General features: G+C 50.9%; 14 protein-coding genes and 1 tRNA gene. 8 read left to right on the top strand and 7 right to left on the bottom strand.

What is annotated here, in order from left to right; all coding sequences use genetic code 11:
• Positions 1-2: 2 nt before the first annotated feature.
• The 3 genes from ccoO to ACJJI8_RS11605 form a co-directional block, all read right to left on the bottom strand.
• The gene (ccoO, locus tag ACJJI8_RS11615; protein WP_282931568.1) at positions 3-620 is read right to left on the bottom strand and encodes a cytochrome-c oxidase, cbb3-type subunit II; all 618 of its coding nucleotides are present in this window, start codon (positions 618-620) and stop codon (positions 3-5) included.
• Between the two features lie 11 nt (positions 621-631).
• Positions 632-2,086 (bottom strand): cytochrome-c oxidase, cbb3-type subunit I, encoded by a 1,455-nt coding sequence (gene ccoN, locus ACJJI8_RS11610; protein WP_413664700.1) that lies wholly within the window; start codon positions 2,084-2,086, stop codon positions 632-634.
• Positions 2,087-2,241: 155 nt separating this feature from the next.
• Positions 2,242-3,462 carry an argininosuccinate synthase gene (locus ACJJI8_RS11605; protein ID WP_413664699.1) on the bottom strand — a complete coding sequence of 407 codons (1,221 nt, stop codon included), beginning with the start codon at positions 3,460-3,462 and terminating at the stop codon, positions 2,242-2,244.
• Between the two features lie 319 nt (positions 3,463-3,781).
• Between ACJJI8_RS11605 and pyrC the strand changes: the two genes are divergently transcribed.
• The 3 genes from pyrC (at position 3,782) to ACJJI8_RS11590 (ending at position 5,980) form a co-directional block, all read left to right on the top strand.
• The gene (gene pyrC, locus ACJJI8_RS11600; RefSeq protein ID WP_444932466.1) at positions 3,782-4,813 is read left to right on the top strand and encodes a dihydroorotase; all 1,032 of its coding nucleotides are present in this window, start codon (positions 3,782-3,784) and stop codon (positions 4,811-4,813) included.
• Positions 4,814-4,943: 130 nt separating this feature from the next.
• Positions 4,944-5,615 carry a ribonuclease T gene (gene rnt, locus ACJJI8_RS11595; protein WP_282931564.1) on the top strand — a complete coding sequence of 224 codons (672 nt, stop codon included), beginning with the start codon at positions 4,944-4,946 and terminating at the stop codon, positions 5,613-5,615.
• Between the two features lie 170 nt (positions 5,616-5,785).
• Positions 5,786-5,980, top strand: coding sequence for a PFL_1563 family small protein (locus ACJJI8_RS11590; RefSeq protein WP_413664697.1), 195 nt, complete (start codon positions 5,786-5,788; stop codon positions 5,978-5,980).
• Between the two features lie 105 nt (positions 5,981-6,085).
• Here ACJJI8_RS11590 and secF read toward each other — a convergent pair whose 3' ends face one another.
• From secF to queA, 4 genes are all read right to left on the bottom strand, one after another.
• Positions 6,086-7,087 (bottom strand): protein translocase subunit SecF, encoded by a 1,002-nt coding sequence (gene secF, locus ACJJI8_RS11585; RefSeq protein ID WP_444894896.1) that lies wholly within the window; start codon positions 7,085-7,087, stop codon positions 6,086-6,088.
• Between the two features lie 11 nt (positions 7,088-7,098).
• The gene (gene secD / locus ACJJI8_RS11580) at positions 7,099-8,967 is read right to left on the bottom strand and encodes a protein translocase subunit SecD (RefSeq protein ID WP_444935134.1); all 1,869 of its coding nucleotides are present in this window, start codon (positions 8,965-8,967) and stop codon (positions 7,099-7,101) included.
• Positions 8,968-9,186: 219 nt separating this feature from the next.
• Complete coding sequence (gene tgt, locus ACJJI8_RS11575; RefSeq protein ID WP_444935166.1) at positions 9,187-10,305, bottom strand: tRNA guanosine(34) transglycosylase Tgt; 1,119 nt, start codon at positions 10,303-10,305, stop codon at positions 9,187-9,189.
• Positions 10,306-10,319: 14 nt separating this feature from the next.
• On the bottom strand, positions 10,320-11,393 hold the full coding sequence (gene queA, locus ACJJI8_RS11570) for a tRNA preQ1(34) S-adenosylmethionine ribosyltransferase-isomerase QueA (protein WP_444891811.1): 1,074 nt from the start codon (positions 11,391-11,393) through the stop codon (positions 10,320-10,322).
• A 178-nt stretch (positions 11,394-11,571) separates the two neighbouring features.
• On the opposite strand from queA, the gene ACJJI8_RS11565 reads away from it, so the two are divergent.
• The 5 genes from ACJJI8_RS11565 (at position 11,572) to ACJJI8_RS11545 (ending at position 16,253) form a co-directional block, all read left to right on the top strand.
• Positions 11,572-11,658, top strand: a tRNA-Leu gene (locus tag ACJJI8_RS11565).
• Between the two features lie 762 nt (positions 11,659-12,420).
• The gene (locus tag ACJJI8_RS11560; protein ID WP_444935133.1) at positions 12,421-12,909 is read left to right on the top strand and encodes a hypothetical protein; all 489 of its coding nucleotides are present in this window, start codon (positions 12,421-12,423) and stop codon (positions 12,907-12,909) included.
• Positions 12,906-13,211: a hypothetical protein gene (locus ACJJI8_RS11555; RefSeq protein WP_444935132.1), complete on the top strand. Its 306-nt coding sequence runs from the start codon at positions 12,906-12,908 to the stop codon at positions 13,209-13,211. The genes ACJJI8_RS11560 and ACJJI8_RS11555 overlap by 4 nt, the downstream gene beginning before the upstream one ends.
• 452 nt (positions 13,212-13,663) lie before the next feature.
• The gene (locus ACJJI8_RS11550; RefSeq protein ID WP_444935131.1) at positions 13,664-15,217 is read left to right on the top strand and encodes an SNIPE associated domain-containing protein; all 1,554 of its coding nucleotides are present in this window, start codon (positions 13,664-13,666) and stop codon (positions 15,215-15,217) included.
• A 604-nt stretch (positions 15,218-15,821) separates the two neighbouring features.
• Entirely contained in the window at positions 15,822-16,253 is a 432-nt protein-coding gene (locus ACJJI8_RS11545; RefSeq protein WP_444935130.1) for a GFA family protein, read from the top strand.
• Positions 16,254-16,280 lie beyond the last annotated feature (27 nt).

Below are 16,280 nucleotides of genomic sequence, written 5' to 3'. Positions count from 1 at the left end.
TATTAGCGTTTTTGGGTAACCAGGGTACCCAGCTGTTGCAAGTAAGCGACCAGCGCATCAATTTCCTTGACCTTGCCACCTTTGAAAGGCTCAGCGGCGTTGGCGATATCTTCATCGGTGTAGGGCACACCGACAAAGCGCAGCGCTTCCATCTTACGTGCGGTGTATTCGCCAGTTACCACATTGTCGAACAACCAGGGGTAAGCAGGCATGATTGACTCAGGCACAACGCTGCGCGGGTTGTACAAGTGCGCGCGCTGCCATTCATCAGAGTAGCGTCCACCTACGCGCGCCAGGTCTGGACCGGTACGCTTGGAGCCCCACAGGAAGGGGTGCTCGTAAATGGATTCCTGAGCCATGGAGTAGTGGCCGTAACGCTCAACTTCCGCACGCAGAGGACGAATCATCTGAGTGTGGCAAACGTGGCAGCCTTCGCGAATGTAGATATCGCGACCTTCCAGCTCCATTGCTGTCAGCGGCTTCTGCCCCGGCAGCGGCGTGTAGTTATCCTTGGTAAAGAACTGCGGAACGATCTCAACCAGGGCGCCGAAACTGATGGCGATAATGGTGAAAAAGATCATCCAGCCGATGTTTTTTTCTACGAGGTCATGATTCTTCACGATCTAAACTCCTATGCCGCAGGCACTGCTCGAACGGTGTTATCGGCTTCGGCATCGTTTACCTTCTCGGTAATCGTGCGGTAAACGTTGTAAGCCATCAGCAGCATACCCACCAGGAACATGGCGCCGCCCAACCAGCGAACTACATAGCCCGGATGGCTGGCTACAACACTCTCTACGAAGCTGTAAGTCAGGGTGCCGTCGGCGTTAAATGCACGCCACATCAGGCCCTGGGTAATACCGTTAACCCACATAGCGGCGATGTACAGAACAGTACCTACAGTGGCCAGCCAGAAGTGCGCGTTGATCAGCTTGGAGCTGTACATTTCGCGGCGTTTCCACAGAACCGGAACCAGGTGATACAGAGCACCGATAGAGATCATGGCAACCCAGCCCAAAGCGCCGGAGTGTACGTGGCCAACGGTCCAGTCAGTGTTGTGAGACAGAGCGTTTACAGTCTTGATGGACATCATCGGGCCTTCGAAGGTAGACATACCGTAGAAGGACAGGGATACCACCAGGAAGCGCAGGGTCGGGTCGGTGCGCAGCTTATGCCATGCGCCGGACAGGGTCATGATGCCGTTGATCATACCGCCCCAGGAAGGTGCCAGCAGAATCAGGGACATAACCATCGCCAGGCTCTGAGCCCAGTCGGGCAGCGCTGAGTAGTGCAGGTGGTGACCACCAGCCCATACGTACAGGGAGATCAGTGCCCAGAAGTGAACGATAGACAGCTGGTAAGAATAAACCGGACGACCAGCTTGCTTAGGTACGAAGTAGTACATGATGCCGAGGAAGGCTGCAGTCAGGAAGAACCCTACTGCGTTGTGGCCATACCACCACTGGATCATTGCGTCCTTAGTGCCCGAATAGATAGAGTAGGACTTGAACGGGCCAACAGGAATCTCCAGGTTATTAACGATATGGAGAACAGCAATAGTTACGATGTAAGCACCGAAGAACCAGTTCGCCACGTAGATGTGAGAAGTCTTACGCTTCATGATGGTGCCGAAGAACACCAGCGCGTAAGCAACCCAAACCAGGGCAATCAGGATATCGATAGGCCACTCGAGCTCAGCGTATTCCTTGGTGGAAGTGAAGCCCATCGGCAGGGTAATTGCCGCGGCGACGATAACGGCCTGCCATCCCCAGAAGGTGAAGGGGATCAGCCAGCCACCCCAAAGGCGGACCTGACAGGTACGCTGTACCACATAGTAAGAAGTGGCAAAGAGAACACTACCACCAAAGGCGAAAATTACCGCGTTGGTGTGCAGGGGCCTCAAGCGCCCGAAGTGCGAGAAGGGCTGCCAAAAGTCGTTGAGTTCAGGCCAGGCTAGCTGGGCTGCGATCAATACGCCCATGCCCATACCAAAAATGCCCCAGACCACGGACATGATGGTGAACTGGCGCACGATATTGTAGTCATAGTCCGGCACAGGGCCGGTCTTTGCCACCGTTGTCGTCATGTTTTTACTTCCGTTGCTTTTAAGATTCGGTTCCACTGTGCGGGACTGGCCCACCACAGAAGGTGTGTAACCACAATGTGTGAGGCACTGTGGTTACTATTGGCCGGATAAGGATTTAAGCGCATCCCTGCCCGGCAATTGCTGATCTAAATCAACTAAATCAATTTTCTTCCTTTACCTGCGGCAATGCGCAGACGCAGGGCGTTGAGCTTGATAAAGCCCTCCGCATCCTTCTGGTCGTAAGCGCCAGCATCGTCTTCGAAGGTAGCGATACGCTCATCGAAGAGGCTGTCCGCAGAGCGACGGCCCACAGCACTCACACTGCCTTTGTACAGCTTCAGGCGAACTTCGCCGTTAACCACATCCTGGGACTCATCGATCGCGGCCTGGAGCATGCTGCGCTCCGGGGACCACCAGTAACCGTTGTAAACCAGCTCGGCGTAGCGCGGCATCAGGGAATCCTTCATGTGCGCAACTTCGCGATCCAGGGTAATGGACTCAATGGCGCGGTGCGCCTTCATCAAAATGGTGCCGCCCGGTGTTTCGTAGCAGCCGCGGGACTTCATTCCCACGTAGCGGTTTTCCACGATATCCAGACGACCGATACCGTTGGCTCCGCCCAACTTGTTCAGCTTCTCAAGCAAAGTAGCAGGGCTTAAGCGCTCACCGTCGATAGAAACGGGATCGCCCTTCTCAAAACCCAAAGTAATGTAGGTGGGTTCTTCCGGAGCCGCCTCGGGGCTCACACTCCAGCGCCACATATCCTCTTCGGCTTCCGCCCAGGGATCTTCGAGGTTGCCGCCCTCGTAAGAGATGTGCAGCAGGTTGGCATCCATGGAGTAAGGGGATTTCTTCTTGCTGGAAGAGAAGTCCACCGGAATATTGTGCTGCTCGCAGTACTGCATCAGCTTTTCGCGGGAGTTCAGGTCCCACTCGCGCCAGGGGGCGATTACCTGGATGCCCGGCTTCAGCGCGTAAGCGCCCAGTTCGAAGCGCACCTGGTCATTACCTTTACCGGTAGCGCCGTGGGAAATGGCATCGGCGCCAGTCTCGTTGGCAATCTCAATCAGGCGCTTGGCGATCAGCGGGCGTGCAATAGAGGTACCCAGCAGGTACTCCCCTTCATAAATCGCATTGGCGCGGAACATCGGGAAAACGAAATCGCGCACATACTCTTCGCGCAGATCGTCGATATAAATCTCTTTAACCCCGAGGGCCTCGGCCTTGGCACGGGCCGGTTCCACCTCTTCACCCTGGCCGATATCAGCGGTGAAAGTCACCACTTCACAACCGTAAGTCTCCTGCAACCATCGCACGATTACTGACGTATCCAATCCACCGGAGTATGCCAGTACCACCTTTTCGATTTTGCTCATTGCTGTCCTCTGCTGCCGGAAATACGCCGCCGCGACAAAAACGCGGAGACGGGGAATGCCACTACGCGAAACTAGTGTCGGTCTGGGGGAGTTATTCTTGGAGATATGCCCAGGATCGGTAAATTGCGGGCACAACAATACCCACACTCTTTGTCGGGGCGCGATTGTAGCGCCTAAGCTCGCGATCGACTAGCGCCAAGGCGCGAGTAAGCACAATTGATTGATTTTTAACCTTTTCGTGCATCGCAATTTTGTACAGCTTCGGGTAGCATTCGCGCCGCACAACGACTCACTACGCTAAGAAGCTTTACGGAGTACCATGACGGAGCAAATTACCCTTCGCGCCCCCGACGACTGGCACATTCACCTGCGCGACGGCGCCGCTCTCGGGCGCACCGTGCCCGATGCCGCAAAACAATTCCGCCGCGTGATTGTAATGCCCAACCTGGTACCCCCTGTGACCGATGCCGAAAGTGCAGTGGCATATAAGGAACGTATTGACGCCAATGTTCCCGCCGACACTCCTTTCGAACCCTTGATGGTGATCTACCTCACTGACAAGACCGACGCCGCCGTTATTCGCAAGGCCCATGAAGCCGGCGTTATCGCCGCCAAACTGTACCCAGCGGGCGCGACCACCAACTCAGATTCCGGCGTTACCGATATCGCCAACATCTACCCGGCCCTGGAAGAAATGCAGGCCTGCGGTATGAAGCTGCTGGTACACGGTGAAGTGACCACCAGCGATATCGATATCTTCGACCGCGAGCAGGCTTTTATCGAGAAAACCCTGTCCCGCCTGGTAGATGATTTCCCCACGCTGAAAGTGGTGTTTGAACATATCACCACCGCCCAAGCAGTAGAGTTTGTACAAGGCGCCCGCGAAGGCGTTGCCGCAACCATCACCGCGCACCACCTGCTGTACAACCGCAACCATATGCTGGTTGGCGGTATCCAGCCGCATTTTTACTGCCTGCCGATCCTCAAGCGCGGCCACCATCAAAATGCACTGATCGAAGCGGCCACCAGCGGTAACCCGAAGTTTTTCCTCGGCACCGACTCAGCCCCCCACGCCCACCACAAAAAAGAACACTCCTGTGGTTGCGCCGGCTGCTATACCGCCTACTCCGCTATTGAGCTCTACGCAGAAGTATTCGAGCGCGCGGGCAAACTGGACAAGCTGGAAGGCTTTGCCAGTGAGTTCGGTCCCGACTTCTACGAGCTGCCGCGCAACGAGGGCACCATCACCCTGGTCAAGAGCCCCTGGACCCTGCCGGAAAAACTGGATATGGGTGGTGAAAATCTGATTCCCCTCGCAGCCGGTGAAACCTTAAACTGGCAACTTGCGTAATCGGCGAGTGCCCTGATTACAGCGCCTGCGGGGAGACTCCTCCCGGCGGGCGCCACAATTCGAATACAATACCCTGCCCCACCAGCGCCAAATGCTGCTGGCCTGAAGACAAGATTTACAAGGAACCACCGTGACACCCGCCGAAGAACCCACAGGACCAAAAAGCTCTCTCGCCCAGCGATTCCGAGGCTTTCTGCCCGTGGTCATCGACCTTGAAACCGGCGGCTTTAACGCCCGCACCGATGCACTGCTGGAAATTTCTGCGGTTATCCTCGACATGGATGACTCCGGCAACCTCTTCCCGCTGGAGACCCACAGTTTCCACCTGGAGCCTTTTGAAGGCGCCAACGTTGAGCAATCTGCTCTCGACTTTATTGGCATCGACCTGGAATCCCCGGACCGCGACGCCTGGCCGGAAGAAATCGCCATCCCCGAGCTGTTCCGCAAGATTCGCAGCGCCGTGAAAAAGCACAGCTGCACCCGCGCCATCGTGGTTGCCCACAATGCCCACTTCGACCTGGGCTTCGTCAATGCAGCAGTCGAGCGGACCGGCATCAAGCGCAACCCATTCCACCCCTTCTCCTGCTTCGATACCGCCAGCCTCGCCGGCCTCGCCTACGGCCAGACCGTATTGGCCAAAGCTTGCCAGGTTGCTGGAATCGAGTTTGATAACAACTGCGCCCACTCCGCCGAGTACGACGCAGAAAAAACCGCAACCCTGTTTTGCGGCATCGTGAACAAGTGGAAAGAGATGGGCGGTTGGCCGCTGGAAACCGAAGAGACCACAGAAGAAGCCGAATAACGCACCATCTTCCGGGCTGCCTCGAAGCGGCCCGATTTATCCAAAAACGACAGAATTATTCGAAAGCTGTCGACAAAACACCCGCTATGTGCAGACTCTGGCCACTTGGGTGATTTTTTGTGCAAGCCGTGCTAATATGGCCCGCTTACACATAAAAACCGGATAGCGCCGTGGCCAAGAAACCTTCCTCTTCCTCCAATCGCAAACAAGCCGCTCCCCTCGAGACCAGCGAAAGTATCGAGGAGCAGGTAAAGGCGTTCCTCGCCGGTGGCGGTGAGATCGAGCAGGTGCCCAAAGGGGTGAGCGGCCAGACCAACACTTCCGGCCCCAAGCACATCACCCTCGGCAAAAAGCCCAGAGCCTAAACTCCGCGCAATAAAAAACCCCGACGGCACTCCGCTGATCAGCAGCAAAGTGCGGCCGGGGCCGCTCGAATATGGCTGCGTCAACGCAGCCATTTCTCATTCACATCAGGGCATTTCTTCCAGTTCCGCGCCCTCTTTCACCGGCGGCATCAGGTCTTCTTTGTTGATATTCAAAGCCATCAGCACGTTGGCAGCTACGTAAACAGAAGAGTAAGTACCCACAACCACACCCACGATCAAGGCCAGGGAGAAGTTGTGGATCAATTCGCCACCGAAGAACTGCAGCGCCCACAGCACCAGCAAGGTGGTAAAGGACGTCATAAAGGTACGGCCCAGGGTCTGGCTGATTGAGATATTGATAATTTCCTCAGACTCAGCCTTGCGCACCTTGCGGAAGTTCTCGCGGATACGGTCCGATACCACGATGGTATCGTTCAGGGAGTAACCGATCACCGCCAACACGGCCGCCAGTACGGTTAAATCGAAGTCCAATCCCATCACCGCAAAGAAACCCAGTACGATAATCACATCGTGGCCCAGAGCCGCTACAGCGCCGAAAGAGAACTTGTACTGGAAGCGCAGGGCAACGTAGATCATCACCATAAACAGGGCCAGCATCATGCCCAGGCCGCCGTCATCGCGCAGCTCGGCACCTACCTGTGGGCCCACCATCTCGACACGGCGCAGCTCAACATCACCCTCACTGCCCTCTCTCAGGAGAGCGACAACCTTGTCACCGATCGGTGTCGTTGTTTCCTGATCGGTAGCGCTGATCTGGATTTCTTCCTCGGTCACCGCAGGGGGCAACTTGATCAGCAGGTCCTTCTCAGAACCAAAATTCACTACCGTGGCACCGTCGTAACCCGCTGCTTCCAGCTGATCGCGCACGTCGCTAATAAAAGGCGTTACCTCATAGCCCACTTCAACCTGGGTACCACCGGTAAAGTCCAAGCCGAACTTCAGGCCGTTCATTGCCAGTGCGGCGATGGAGGAAAGTACCAGCACCACCGAGACAATCCCGGCGATCTTGCGCCAGCGCATAAAGTCGTAGACGCGCTTGCCCATGTACTCGGTAATTTTGCCGTTATCCACTTTGGTCTCACTCATGACTGACTCCCTTAAATCCAGAGCTTCTGCACACGGCGACCGCCGTAGAACAAGTTAACAATTGCTCGCGTACCCATGATGGCACTGAACATGGAGGTGAGAATACCGATAGACAGGGTTACCGCGAAGCCCTGTACCGGGCCGGAACCGATGGCATACAGAATCACCGCCACAATCAGGGTGGTGATGTTCGCATCCACGATGGTGCTGTAAGCATTGTCAAAACCGGCACTGATCGCTGTTTGGGGAGGCATCCCATTCCTGAGTTCCTCCCGTATTCGCGAGAAGATAAGCACGTTGGCATCCACCGCCATACCCACGGTCAATACGATACCGGCGATACCAGGCAGCGTGAGGGTTGCACCCAACAGCGACATCACCGCCACCAGCAGGATCATATTCACCGCCAGGGCCAGGTTCGCGGCCAAGCCAAATACGCGGTAGGAAATCAGCATACAGATAATCACGGCCAGCAGACCGATCTGTACGGATTGCACACCCACCTTGATGTTATCCGCACCCAAAGATGGGCCGATCACACGCTCTTCCACAAAGTACATGGGCGCAGCCAGGGCGCCAGCACGCAGCAGCAGGGCCAGTTCCTGAGCTTCAGCCGGGCTGTCCAGACCGGTGGTGCGGAACTGCTTGCCCAAGGCACTCTGTACCGTGGCCAGGCTAATAATTTTTCGCTCTTCAGTGCGCTTCTGCACGGTAACTTCGTTACCATTTTCGTCGATCTCAGTTACCGGCTCAAAGCGAGTCTCGATAAACAGGGTGCCCATACGGCGACCGACATTTTTCCAGGTAGCGCGGTGCATCATCTCGCCGCCACGGGCGTCGAGGGTGATATTTACCTGCGGGAAGCCGCTCTCGTCGTAACCGACGCGGGCATTGGTAACGCTGTCACCCTTGATAATGATCTGGCGCTCCAACCAGGCACCACCGTACATCTGCGCCTGACGCTCATCGCGGTAATCGAAGTATTCCTTGTTGGAAACCAGCTCATCCGGGCGAGCTTCCATACGGTATTCGAGGTTGGCAGTTTTACCGATAATACGCTTGGCCTCTGCGGTGTCCTGTACACCGGGCAGCTCCACAACGATACGGTTGCGGCCCTGACGCTGTACGATCGGCTCAGCAACACCCAGCTCGTTCACCCGGTTGCGCAGGGTGGTGAGGTTCTGGGTTACTGCGTAATCTTCCAGCTGCTTGATTTCCTGATCGGTCAGGGTTGCGCGGATCTCCAGGTTTTCGCCGCTGCCGGACTCCCGCAATTGAAGCTGCGGAAATTCCTTGCGCAGGGTGGACATCGCCCGGCTGCGCAGCTCATCGTTGCGGAAGCGGGCAATAATCTCGCGATCATCCACCAGCTCCACATTGCGGTAACGGGCCTTGGCTTCGCGCAGTTTGCTCTTTACTTCCTGTTCGTAGCTTTCCATGTTGTTCTTGACGATGGTGTTGGTGTCGACTTCCATCAGGAAGTGCACACCACCCGCCAAGTCCAGACCGAGCTTCATCGGGCTAGCGCCGATATCTTTCATCCACTGGGGTGTGGTGGAAGCCAGGTTCAGGGCGACAACATAGTTGGTGGTTCCAAGCGCTTTTTGAATCGCCTCTTTAGCCGGCAACTGCTCCTCCATGGAGTTCAAGCGAATCAGTACTGACTTGTCCCCAACTTCGCCGCCGAAGTGAGCAATACCCGCTTCATCCAGGGCTTTTTGTGCATTCGCAAGGACATCGGGGCCGATGGTGAGTGCACTGGATTGCCCGGAAATCTGCACGGCAGGGTCCGGCTTATAGAGATTGGGCGCGGCGTACATCAGGCCAAAGGCCACAACCGCGAGAATCAGAAAGTACTTCCAGATCGGGTAGCGATTCATGCTGTTCTCATTGTTCTAGTGTGACCCCGGGGGCCGGTAAATCTTGGCAATCTGCCTAAGCAATTTGCCTGGATATGCGGGCAGTATACGCAGAATGCAAGGTACACCGCCCCCAATAAAAGTGGGGGCTGATTATACGGGGATCGTGGGAACGGACAAATTACAGGGGTGCCGCAATGAGACGGGCAGCACCCCAGGCAGGGTAAAAGCGACGCCTGATCAGGCCTCCAGCGCCGGAACCTCGCGGCCCAGACCACGGTAGAACTCGGCGACATAAGCCTCCAACTCATTGGCGGCAATGGCATCGCGCAGCTTTTGCATCAGGCGCTGGTAGTGGCGCAAATTGTGAATCGTATTCAGCTGCGCACCGAGAATTTCACCGCAGCGATCCAGGTGATGCAGGTAAGCGCGGGAGAAATTCTCACAGGTATAGCAATCGCACTCTTCCTCCAAGGGACCCGTATCGTGGCGGTGCCTGGCGTTGCGGATTTTCACCACACCTTCGAAGGTAAACAGGTGGCCATTGCGCGCATTGCGAGTGGGCATGACGCAGTCGAACATATCCACACCGCGGCGCACCGCCTCGACAATATCCTCCGGCTTGCCCACGCCCATCAGGTAACGCGGCTTATCTTCCGGCATCTTGTGAGCCAGGTGATCCAAGATCTTGATCATCTCATCTTTAGGCTCACCCACAGACAGGCCACCAATGGCATAGCCATCGAAACCAATCTCGGTGAGGCCGTGCAGGGACACATCGCGCAACTCCGGGTACATACCGCCCTGCACAATACCGAACAGCGCCGACGGGCTATCGCCATGAGCTTTCTTGGAGCGCTCCGCCCAACGCAGGGACAACTCCATAGATTTGCGCGCTTCGTCAGTGGTGGCCGGATAAGGGGTGCACTCATCGAAGATCATGACGATATCGGAACCCAGGTCCCGCTGAACGCGCATGGACTCCTCTGGGTCCAGGAATACCGGGCTGCCATCGATAGGCGAGCGGAAAGAAACCCCCTCTTCCGTAATCTTGCGCAGTTCACCCAGGCTAAACACCTGGAAACCGCCGGAGTCGGTGAGGATCGGGCCGGACCACTGGGTAAAATCGTGCAGATCACCGTGGGCTTTAACCACTTCGGTGCCCGGGCGCAGCATCAGGTGGAAGGTATTGCCCAGAATAATCTGTGCACCGATCCCTTCGATATCCCTCGGCAACATGCCTTTCACGGTGCCGTAAGTGCCCACCGGCATAAACGCCGGGGTTTCCACCACACCGCGAGGGAAACGCAAGCGGCCGCGACGGGCCTTGCCATCAGTGGTATCCACTTCAAACTGCATAAAACATTCGCGGCTCACTGGGTATCTCCTTTCGCTGGTGCTACTTCTTCTTTTTTGGCATTGGGATCGCGGGTAATAAACATGGCATCGCCGTAACTAAAGAAGCGATAGCGCTCCTCAACTGCGGCCTTATAAGCGGTCATCGTATGCTGGTACCCCGCGAAGGCACTCACCAGCATCAATAAGGTGGACTCCGGCAGGTGGAAGTTGGTGATCAACTTATCCACAACCTGGAATTCATAACCGGGATAAATAAAGATATCTGTCTCCCCCACCGTGGCCTGTAACTGGCCACTGCGCGCCGCACTTTCCAGCGCGCGCACACTGGTGGTACCCACCGCAATCACGCTGCCATTGCGAGCGCGGCAAGCAGTTACCGCATCCACCACATCCTGGGAGACATCCAGCACTTCGCTGTGCATCTGGTGCTCATAAATATTGTCCACGCGCACCGGCTGGAAAGTACCCGCACCCACATGCAGGGTCACGAAGACAACCTCGACACCTTTATCCCGCAATGCACCGATCATTTCATCATCAAAGTGCAGCCCCGCCGTCGGTGCCGCCACAGCACCGGCATTGCGGCCGTATACGGTTTGGTAGCGCTCGCGATCGCTGGCATCGTCTTCACGATCAATATAAGGAGGTAGCGGCATATGGCCCAGGCGATCCAAAATCGCCAGCACACCCTCTTCTTTTGGGAAGGACAATTCAAACAGTGCGTCCTTGCGGCCGGTCACCTCTATACGGGTACCGTCCTCAAGAACAATGGTGGAACCGGGCTTAGGCGACTTACTGGAGCGCACGTGGGCCCAGATATCCGTCTCGTTAAGCACCCGCTCCACTAGGATTTCCAACTTACCGCCGGTCTCCTTCTGCGCGAACAAACGCGCCGGGATCACCCGGGTATCGTTAAAGACTATCAGGTCACCAGCTTGGACCTGATCGAGAATATCTGGGAACTGCCGATGTGCAATGGCCCCGCTGGGCCCATCCAGACACAAAAGACGGCTGCCACGGCGCTCCTCGGTGGGCGCGCGGGCGATCAGCTCATCGGGCAGATGAAAGTCAAAGTCCTGACGCTGCATGGAATCCTGGAAATCTAGAAACTATGGAGAGGTCGCGAAGGTTATAGGAAATTTTAGGAGCTGTTAACTGGGACGACAGAAAATGCGCTAAGTTATTGAAATCACTGGTTGACCCAAGCGAAAGCATTGCTATAATCACGCCCTCTTCGCACCGACCTCAAGGTCGAGCAGCGAAAGTGCCAGAGTGGTGAAATTGGTAGACACAGGGGATTCAAAATCCCCCGCCCTTAAAAGCGTGCCGGTTCGAGTCCGGCCTCTGGTACCATATCTCAAACCCGTGATAGCGTTGGCTTTCGCGGGTTTTTTGTTTTTGAATTGTAAACCCCATTTTGGGAATGGCGCTCAAAGTCCCCAGAACGCCCACATTGCGCCCTTACAAAAGTTTTTTAGCCAAGATTGGCCCACCTCAGAACCAAAGCTTTCTCCAACCAACCCAAATGAAACCCCATTTCAAAAGCTTTACAAAGTATTTACTTTGTAAAAGCCTCACTTCAGCTCGCACTTGAGCCAAATCAATGCATGAGCCCAATCTCTATTTCATCATCTAACCGAGTACTCTAAATCGGCAGGCATGGGGAGGAGTGATCAACAACCCCTATTACCTTCAAGTAAGTGACAAAAATATTCAATGAAGCTTACAGTCACTAGCTTTAAGCAGCTTATAAATATTGATGTTTTTTTGGTGCGTTTAGTATTGAAAATAAATGACAAATGGAATGGATAGTCTCATGTATCCCGCTTTACGATACGTCAGCGACGATTATTAATGACTCTCTATTTTTTGCGAGTAAGAATAAAGCATCGTTCCTTTAGGGCACCTAATTTATTGTAAACATATAATGTTGATGTCAAAATTACGCCAACAGCAAATAGAGACAATATTAATAGATTTATTTTCATCAAACCCCATGCTTCGGGGTTATTAATAGATACGGGCTGAATAACCACTTCACAAACAGTATCAAATAGCAGTTATGGCATACCAGAGCCAAGAGATTAACCTTCCCAGAGTTAGGATTAGTATTTCATGGAAGAAATTAAGCAATTCAAATGCCTTACAGATTTAAGAGATATCATCAATCAGCTGGATGGATTTTATGCGAGGCCAACAGTTAGGGGGCAACTTCCTACTTTATATCCAGAAGTTTCTGATGGCAGGTATCGAACTGTATGCGGTGTCAGGGTTTGCGATTACACTTTATCTGAGGATGGGCAGTGGGTTTTTCCCGATGATCAAATGGGACTATCATTCTCAGCTAGTTGGCAGCACTTAAAAAGTGCTTATAAAATGGTATCTCGTGGAGCAGGAAAAAATGTGGATGTATTTTGGGTTCTATCGAAAGCCGACATACCTGAAGGCATGTCATTTCAACCAGATAGAAGAGCATCAAAGTCTGCTAAAGGGCACTATCTATTAACCGTGAATCAGAAAATGAAAACTAGCAGTCTAGTAGAAAAGCTTAAATGGGTGGCTAATAGAATGGCGATTATAAAAGATGCGGGAGAAGCATTGTGATACTAACTGTTAGATATCCTCATGTTCGAGATCTTGTTCAGCACTACGCTAATACACTAGAAGATAAAAGATCCATTAAAATCCTTCAAACGGGCCTAAAGTCAGAAGATGACGCAGTACATTTCGGACATTTCATATGGAAAATGATCGATAGAATGTCTGAAGATAGAGAGAAGGGTGTAGAAGTGTTAGGAGGAACTGACAACACATCCATGTTGCCAGATGTAGCTTATGAGCTAGATTTATTGATGGCTGAAAATGGATATACCAAAATTTGGGAAGAAATCTCTGATCAAGCCTAAATTCAAATATCTAATACTTTACAGCTTAAGCTTGATTTGACAATCGTTAACCATCAGAAGACGTTCCGTTGGCTCAAGCTGAACCAAATAAAAGCAACACCCCCTCTACACTTATTTTGCTCAAACAAACATATAAATAGCCTTAAGTGAAACATTCACAGAAACCCCACAGACTTCAATGAAAACATAGAATGAAGGTAATTATTTCCACTAACAACAAGACACAGAAAATAAACCTTAAACCTATCAATTAACACAAGATTAAACTTTGCCCGGCATCAATAAACAGAAAAAGCAGAAAATCTCTTCTCACATGCTTCTTAAATTAAGCAAGTTATAGTAGCACTCGATATCATACTTGAACTTTGCTCTACGGCAATTGCTAACATAAACACAACACCAACCAAAAAACACTTAACAAAAAGTTAAATTGAAAAACCAGGAATATAGAAATGGATTCTAATCTAATATTTACTCTTCTAATAATCCTTCTACCCTGGATATTGCTAATAATATCTAGGCAAAGCAAGAAAAGGCTTGAGAATGAACTCAAGAACACAAAAAAACAACTAAATCAAATATCTTCCCAGCTAATTGAGATCGAGAAAAAATACTCCCCTATTACTGACATTGAAAAATATAGTAAACAGTTGGAGGATGAAGCTGAAGAGTACACATCATCTTTAAAAGATAAGGCAGAAAAGCTTGCATCAAAATCTCAATATGAAGCAAATCAAATATTAGAAGAAGCAAAAAGTATAAGATCTGAAGCCAATAGACGGATAAGTGAATCAAAAGAAAAAGCCAATGCTTTCAAACAAGCCGCCAGAATTGAAGCGGACAAAATCATCAACTTTGCTGAAAGAAAAGCAAAAGAAATTGCTGGAAATGCTTATGAAGCTAAAGAAAAGGCAGATTCATATGAAAAAGCAATACTGGCAATGCGCAATACAATTGAAGGATACAAGGACGACTACATCATTCCAAATCACTCAGTTTTAGACGACTTAGCTGAAGAATATGGACACAAAAGTGCCGGGGAACAACTAAAAGTCACGCGACAAAGAATAAGAACAATGATCAAAGAGGGGCACGCAGGGGAATGTGACTATGCTGAACAAAATAGACGAGTTTATGCCATACATTTTGTTGTAGATGCCTTTAATGGAAAGGTTGATAGCGCGCTATCCAAGGTCAAACACGACAACTATGGTAAAATCAAACAAGAAATAATAGATTCTTTTGCACTTGTAAATCACAATGGAGCCCCTTTTAGAAATGCACGAATTAAACAAGAATTTCTGGACGCTCGATTAACAGAGCTTAAATGGGCTGTAGCAGTTTTCGAATTAAGAAATATAGAAAAGGAGGAACAAGCTGAAATAAAATCACAGATACGTGAAGAAGAGCGAGCTATTCGTGAAATGGAGAAAGCACGTAAAGAAGCAGAGAGGGAAGAAAGAACATTACAAAAAGCTCTAGAAAAAGCACGTGCTGAGCTGGCACGAGCGACAGATGAACAGAAAGCAAAATATGAAGCACAATTAGCAGATCTAGAAGTTAAGCTCCATGAAGCTGAGGAAAAAGGCCAACGAGCCCTTTCCATGGCCCAACAAACTCGTCGCGGCCATGTATATGTGATCAGCAACATTGGTAGCTTTGGAGAAAATGTATTTAAAATTGGCATGACTAGAAGGCTCGAACCTATGGATCGCGTAAAGGAATTAGGGGATGCATCTGTTCCTTTTTCGTTTGATGTTCATGCAATGATCTATAGCGAGGATGCTCCACGCTTAGAGAAAACATTACATAGTAAATTTGATATTTACTCAGTAAATAAAGTTAATTCCCGCAAAGAATTTTTTAGAACTTCAATAGCCGAAATAAAACAAGCGGTAGAACAAACAGGTTCTGAAAAAGTTCACTGGACTATTAAAGCTGAAGCATCAGAATATAGAGAAAGTCAAGCAATTGAAAAGTCTCTACAAGAAGAGTCTGTAGCATAGAGCCAGACTATTAGCGATTGATCTGGCAGAAATTTAATTACCATTTTTCTTCCGCCAGATCAGGTATAGCAAGTAATATCTACAATTCGCGACCTCCAAACAATCAAAATGTAAATAACTATGGGGCCCATCAAAAGTAGCTTCTTAAAGCGCCATCCATATTGACATTATATAAAAAGCTGGATCAAATACTATATAAGTAGACAGATAGATATGGGTAATGAATACCTCTTCCATACAGCACTCAAGGAGTGCCATCAACTATTACCATTACGTCTCCCGCTGTGTGCAAAGAGCCATTCTATGCGCTAGGGATATAGAGTCAGGTAAAAACAATGAGTATCGCTACGAGCAGATTGAATCTAGAATTTACAATATTGTTTCAATATTGAGCTATTGATTTCGTGGCATAGGTGTAATTAGTAGTCACACCACAGCTTATATCGACATAGAACGGATAAATAGCTGATCCAGCTATCGACAGTTGTGTTTATATCACTTAGATCTGCATTTACAACTCAAAAAATCATCTTATCGATAATAAAAAGCATACTTAATTTAGTTTCTTACTTTAAGTAAACGTTTGCATCTAAAGGCTCATTATATGAATAGCAATAATTCAATTACTTCCGGTGGCTGCTTGTGTGGAGCTGTGCGGTACGAGGTTAAAGGGCCACTACGCAACGTAGTTAACTGTCATTGTAGTATGTGTCAAAAGTTGCATGGAAGTTTCGGCCCCCACACAAAGGCTCGCAAGGTCAATATTAAGATAACAAAAGATGATGGGCTGGCGTGGTATAAAACATCAGAGGTAGCCCGCAGAGGCTTCTGCCAGAAATGTGGCTCAAGCCTATTCTGGGAACCATTTAATCTCGATGCCACTGGAATTATTGCGGGCTCACTAGATAGCCCAACCGGGTTGAAAACTATGGGACATATTTTCACCGGCGAAAAATCTGATTTTTACGAAATTGATGATGAACACCCTCAATTCAAGGAGTCATCTGATGGGCAACTAGTCAACGACTATAAGTAGGTTATTATTATTTGAAAGAGAGAAACA

The sequence above is a fragment of the Microbulbifer maximicatervae (SeqCode) genome (assembly GCF_052467695.1).
Note: the sequence above shows the minus strand (reverse complement) of the source record. Positions and strands in the feature narration are given on the sequence as shown.